Source organism: Bifidobacterium sp. POST2/T3 (B1) (assembly GCF_058197115.1).
Genome location: NZ_JBVPQK010000170.1, coordinates 1 through 5,737 on the forward strand (window position 1 = coordinate 1; position 5,737 = coordinate 5,737).

Annotated in this window: 6 protein-coding genes; 5 read left to right on the plus strand and 1 reads right to left on the minus strand. The window is 59.6% G+C overall.

What is annotated here, in order from left to right:
- Positions 1-441 (plus strand): ACT domain-containing protein (locus tag AC0AP0_RS08155; RefSeq protein WP_490430104.1); only part of this gene is annotated, 441 nt, incomplete at its 5' end.
- A 17-nt stretch (positions 442-458) separates the two neighbouring features.
- Positions 459-1,547 (plus strand): aspartate-semialdehyde dehydrogenase, encoded by a 1,089-nt coding sequence (locus tag AC0AP0_RS08160; protein ID WP_490430105.1) that lies wholly within the window; start codon positions 459-461, stop codon positions 1,545-1,547.
- A 61-nt stretch (positions 1,548-1,608) separates the two neighbouring features.
- Here AC0AP0_RS08160 and AC0AP0_RS08165 read toward each other — a convergent pair whose 3' ends face one another.
- Positions 1,609-2,631, minus strand: a complete 1,023-nt coding sequence (locus tag AC0AP0_RS08165; protein WP_490430106.1) for a sugar-binding transcriptional regulator — start codon at positions 2,629-2,631, stop codon at positions 1,609-1,611.
- Between the two features lie 265 nt (positions 2,632-2,896).
- Between AC0AP0_RS08165 and AC0AP0_RS08170 the strand changes: the two genes are divergently transcribed.
- The 3 genes from AC0AP0_RS08170 to AC0AP0_RS08180 are packed head-to-tail and all read left to right on the plus strand — an operon-like array spanning position 2,897 to position 5,432.
- Positions 2,897-3,886 (plus strand): phosphotriesterase family protein, encoded by a 990-nt coding sequence (locus tag AC0AP0_RS08170; protein ID WP_046323459.1) that lies wholly within the window; start codon positions 2,897-2,899, stop codon positions 3,884-3,886.
- 5 nt (positions 3,887-3,891) lie between these two features.
- A complete protein-coding gene (locus AC0AP0_RS08175) occupies positions 3,892-4,566 on the plus strand; it encodes a 3-dehydro-L-gulonate-6-phosphate decarboxylase (RefSeq protein WP_046323458.1) in 675 nt (224 codons plus the stop codon).
- Positions 4,563-5,432, plus strand: coding sequence for an L-ribulose-5-phosphate 3-epimerase (locus AC0AP0_RS08180; protein ID WP_046323457.1), 870 nt, complete (start codon positions 4,563-4,565; stop codon positions 5,430-5,432). Before AC0AP0_RS08175 ends, AC0AP0_RS08180 begins: the two co-directional genes overlap by 4 nt.
- Positions 5,433-5,737: the final 305 nt, after the last annotated feature.

Below are 5,737 nucleotides of genomic sequence, written 5' to 3' on the forward strand. Positions count from 1 at the left end.
CGACCCGGCGTAGCCGCACAGCTCTTCACTATCCTTGCCGAGGGCGGCATCAACATAGATATGATCGTCCAGGCTGGAGCGGCCACCGGAACCGTGGACATCTCTTTCACGTTGCCGTCTGCTCAGGCTGATCAGGTGGTTCCCATGCTGGATGACTCCCGTGAGCAACTGGGGTTCCACTCGGTCGACATCAACCCTGAGGTGGGCAAGGTGACCCTGGTAGGGGTCGGCATGAAGACCCACTCGGGCATTACCGCCACCTTCTTCCGGGCCTTGAGCGACCGGCATATCAACGTGCTCATGATCTCGACCTCTGAGATTCGTATCTCCGCCCTGGTGCCCATTCAGAACTTGGACGAGGCGGTACGGGCCATACATACGGCCTTCCATTTGGATGCCGATCAGGTCGAGGCGGTCGTTTATGGCGGCACAGGTCGCTGAGCGGAGAGGAAAGAGCAATGACTGATAAGGCTGATTTGGCGAATAATGGTCGCCGTGGCATCAATGTAGCCGTTCTGGGCGCCACCGGCCAGGTAGGCATGGTCATGCGCCGCATGCTGGACGAACGGGACTTCCCTGTAGCTGACCTGCGCTTCATGGCCTCATCCCGGTCTGCCGGCGAACAGTTGCGCTGGCGTGACAGGACTATCACGGTCGAGGATGTGGAGCAGGCCGACCTGAGCGGAATCGATCTGGCCATCTTCTCCGCCGGCGGTTCGACCTCAGGAACTTGGGCCCCACGCTTCGCCGAGGCCGGAGCCTACGTGGTTGACAACTCCTCCCATTGGCGGATGGATCCCGAGGTCCCGCTGGTGGTGTCTGAGGTCAACCCCGAAGACCTGGATCTTATACCACGACGAATCGTAGCCAATCCCAATTGCACCACCATGGCCTGCATGCCCGTGCTGAGTCCCTTGGCCAAGACGTACGGTCTGCGCCGCCTGATCGTCTCCTCCTACCAAGCTGTATCGGGGGCTGGGCGTGCCGGCGTCCTCCAGCTGCGCGACGAGGCCAAAACAGCCGTGGAGCAGGGTGCTGATCGTTTGGTCTTCGACGGATCGGCCATTGAGTTCCCCCCGCCCACCAAGGTGGTGCGCACTATAGCCTTCAACGCCGTTCCTTTTATAGGCGACTTGGTCGATGACGGCAGCGGGGAGACCGACGAGGAGCAGAAGCTGCGCAATGAGAGTCGCAAGATTCTCCACCTGCCTAATCTGGCCGCCTCCTGCACCTGCGTGCGGGTAGGAGTCTTCACTGCCCACGGCATGAGCATCAATGCTGAGTTCGAGCACGATGTCACTCCTGATCAGGCCCGCGACCTGCTGTCCAAGGCCCCCGGGGTAAGTCTGGCGGAAATACCTACTCCTCTGGACGCAGCCGGCAAGGACCCCAGCTTCGTGGGCCGCATCCGCCAGGACCAGGCCGTGGAAGGCAAGAGGGGACTGTCCATGTTCGTGGCCAATGACAACCTGCGCAAGGGGGCCGCCCTCAACGCTGTGCAGATCGCCGAGCTGATCGCCCGGAAGCACTTTGCCGACAGGATTTGATGGTGCATCTGGGCTGATCGGCTCTACCAGGCCCCGTCTGCCTGATGGCCTTCATGCAGGGTCAGCCCTGCTTGGCCTCTGCTCGGCTCGAGGCTCGTGAGACTTGTCTGCCTGCTTTTCTCTGCTGTTGATCCAGCTCAAGTATCCCCTCGGCCGTGTCTCGGTCGGTGGCTAGTGCAGAGATAAGTCCGGCCCGCAGACAGGCAAGGATGCTGGCAACTTTTTGCGGCCCCCAGGCCACGCCTATGACCAGGGAGATCCGCTTCAGGCGTTCGAATTCAATCGAAATAGTGCGTTCGCACAGGCTGGTTTGGATGTGGCGACCCTGGGCGTCGATGTGGTGCCCGCAGATGTGTCCCACAGCTTTGAGCTCGGTCACCTCTTTGATGAAAGCCGCATTCTCGTAGTCTTTGAAAATGTGCCCTGATCTTCCCTCCTTGACAGACCCGACTCCTACCACCGCAACATCGGCATGTCCGCCCAGGGTCAGAGTGTCGGCGATCTGGCGTTCTTTGCGCATGGCTTCAGCCACGGGGGTTGAAGAAAGGATCATGGGCACTGGCAACGTCGAATAGCTGCCGCCCAGACGTTGGGCCAGCATGCGGCATATCTCGGGGGAATCCGTCATGGGATTGGTTGGCGACAGGGAACCGATCATCTGCACGACCTTGGACTTTGCCCAGTTTTGTAGGGGAACTTCGCGAACCGTGTAGGCGACTGCGTTGCCATTGGAGACGGTTATCAAAGAGTCGGACCTGGTCTGCTCAACCAGGAGAGATGCTGCGCTTCGGGGTACGACGTCATATCCGGTGCATCCCTGTGGCGGTTCAGAGACCCGAGCGCAACGAAGGTTGAATTGTCGGATCAGCCTGGACTCCAGTTCCTCCAGCCGCTCTAATGGATTCTCAATGGAGATCTTCACCAGTCCTCGCTCCTGGGCCTCTTTCAGCATCCGGGAGACGGAGGGGCGGGAATAGCCTGTCACTGTGGCAATCTGGGACTGCAGCATGTGATCCTGGTAGTACATGCGGGCTATGCGAAGAAGCAGCTGAACCCGCTTGCGGGCATCCGAAGTGGTCATCATCTGTAGATCGCTGAACATATGTACATATTATCAGACTCAGTAAAAAACCGTTTATCTACTTTCTAAGGTCTGAAAATACAGGTTTTCTAAGGTAAAAAATGAAATTTACGTAGATCTATAACCATCGATAAAGTACATATGTTCATCAAAGTCCTTGTTGTTCTGTAATTGCTCACATAGTCTGTCTCCTGTCAAAGGCACCGGGAGGAAGAGTCTGAAGACCGGTGCCGCGAAGTCGAAGAGCACAAACAACAAAGGAGTTCACATGGCATTCGCGCGAACCATTCTGGGAGATGTCGATCCGAGCACGCTTGGCGTAGTCAACAGCCACGACCATCTGATCCGGGTGGGAGCCGGTGAGGTCTATCTGGACAAGGACCATCAGCTGGATTCAGTCGAAAAGGCAGAGACCGAGGCCGGCTATTTCGCCAAGGCCTCGCTGAAGTGGAGCAAGCAGGGCGGCACCGTAGTGGATATGTGCCCCATCAACTGCGGCCGTGACATCGAGAAGTTGGCCGAGGTGGCCCGCTCGGTGGAGAATCTGCAGATCATAGGGGCCACCGGCTTCCATCGTGAACATGTCTACCTGGAGACCCAGTCCCACTGGATCAACCGCTACAGCGTGGATCAGATCGCCGATCTGGTCATTGCTGATATCCGCGAGGGCATCGACCGCAACGATTACACCGGTCCTCTGGTAGATCGCAGCCCTTATAAGGCAGGCGTCATCAAGATCGGCACTGCTTACGGAGAGATCACGCCCTTCGAGCACAAGTGCATGGAGGCTGCTGCCAAGGCGGCCATCGAGACCGGCGCTCCCATCAACACGCACACCACGTATGGAACATGTGGTCTGGAACAGGCCCAGACCCTGATCGGACTGGGGGTTCCCGCCGACCAGATCGCCATCGGCCACATCCAGCGCAACGCTGACGTCTACTACCTGGAGGAGATCCTGGATCTGGGCGTCTATCTGGAGATCGACGGCACCAACAGGATCAAGTATCAGCCCGATTCCAACAGGATGATGGAGCTCAAGGCTTTCAAGAAAGACGGCTATGAGGACCGTATCCTCCTGGGCACGGACTCCGGCAAGCGCTCCTACCAGAAGGTCTACGGCTCTGTGAGCGGCGTGGACTACAACCCGGCAGTGGACGGTCCCCGCATGATCGCCGAAGGCTTCGATCCCGACTACGTGGACAAGCTGCTCATCCGCAACGCCCACACCTTCTTCACCTTCCGTAAGGAGGCCTGAACGCAATGGCAGCAGACAAGACCCTGGAGCGCCCCCAGCTCCAGATCGCTCTGGACACCTTTGACATGCCTTCGGCTTTGAGGCCTCTGAACGCGGCCATCAGCCAGGTCGATGTCATCGAGTGCGGAACCGTCCTGATCATCGCCGAAGGACTAAGGGCCGTGCGCGAGATTCGTGCCCTCTATCCCGATAAGACCATCCTGGCGGATGTCAGGATCGCCGAGGCCGGAGCGGTCATCTCCCGCGCCTGCTTCGAGGCGGGTGCCAGCTGGGTCTCGGTGGTAGCCGGTGCCAGCATGACCACGGTCGAGCAGGTGGTGAAGGTGGCCCAGGAGTTTGGCGGCGAGGTCCAGATTGAGCTTGGCGAGACCTACGATCCCGAACAGGCGAGCGAATGGCGGCGGCTTGGAGCCACCCAGGTCATCGTCCACCGTTCTCGCGATGCCGAAGTGGCTGGAAGGCTGACCTGGGGGGAGGACGACAAGGACCGTATCCGTCAGCTGCATCAGATGGGCTTCAAGGTCACCGTGACCGGCGGGGTCACGGCCAAGGACTTGCCCTTCTTCCAAGGAGTTCCCGTCGGAGTGGTGATTTCGGGTCGTGGCATCGTCAAGGCTGATGACCCCCTAGCCGCCGCTACCGAATTGCGGGAGACCATAGGCAGGGTGTGGCCGCAATGAGTGGCAGCGTCACCCTTGGCATCTATGAGAAGGCCCTGAAGTCCCCCGCCGAGCCGGATGACTGGGATGCATTCATGACCCAGGTGGCGGCTGATGGATTCACCTTCATGGATTTGTCCATTGACGAAAGCGACAAGCGGATGGCCCGCCTGGACTGGACGGCTGCCCAGGCTTCCGCATTCCGCCAGGCTGCTGACCGCCAGGGCGTCCAGGTCGGAGGAATCTGCCTGAGCTGCCACCGCAAGGTCGGCCCCGGTTCGGCCGATCCTGCTATCCGCCGTCGGGCCTACGAGATCTTCCTCAAGGCGATCGATCTTGCACACGAGACAGGCATTCCCCTGATCCAGGTAGCCGGTTACTACGCCTACTACGAGGACCCTGATCCTGGCCAGCGCGCCAGGTATGCGGAGGTTCTGGCCAGGGCGGCGGAGTATGCGGCCCAAGCCGGCGTCATGCTGGGCATAGAGAATGTGGACGGCAATGACATCACCTCCATCACCAAGGGTCTGTCCATCTGTGATGAGGTCGGGTCCTCCTGGTTGAGCATGTACCCGGATATCGGCAACCTTTACGAGCAGGAGCTGGATGCCGTGTCTGAGCTCAGGGCTGGAGCTGGCAGAATGCTGGCCATCCACGTCAAGGATGTGCTCCCGGGGCAACCGCGTCGCATCACCATGGGCGAGGGCTGCGCCGACTTTCCCGCGGCTTTCGCCGAGCTGGCCCGGCAGTCCTGGTCGGGGCGGATCATGCTGGAGATGTGGAATGATGATTCGGACCAGGCCGATCAGATAGTCGTGAATGCAAGGAAGAAAGTGGAAACCTGGCTGCGTGGAGCCGGCATGGAAGTGCTTGACCCTAGAGGCTGAGGCAAAGGTCGGCAGCCGTCACGGCTGCCGATTCGGGGGGTGGTTGCGCCGGTCCTCCACCCCCTTGGCATCGGCAGGGAGGCTATGATGCCAGCGGTCGTCCCTGGAGGGTCAACCCGATCGGTGCGAGTTGAGATGTGACAGGTCGTAATACGGACTGAAGCGGACGTCGTGGTCCATGCTGAAAAAACGACCGTGTAGACAAGGAGCAAGTGATGGCAGAACATGCATATGACCTTTCGACCATAGGAGAGGGGCAGATCAGGCTCACGGTCAGGAGGGGGGAGCGGCTGATGAACGCCCGG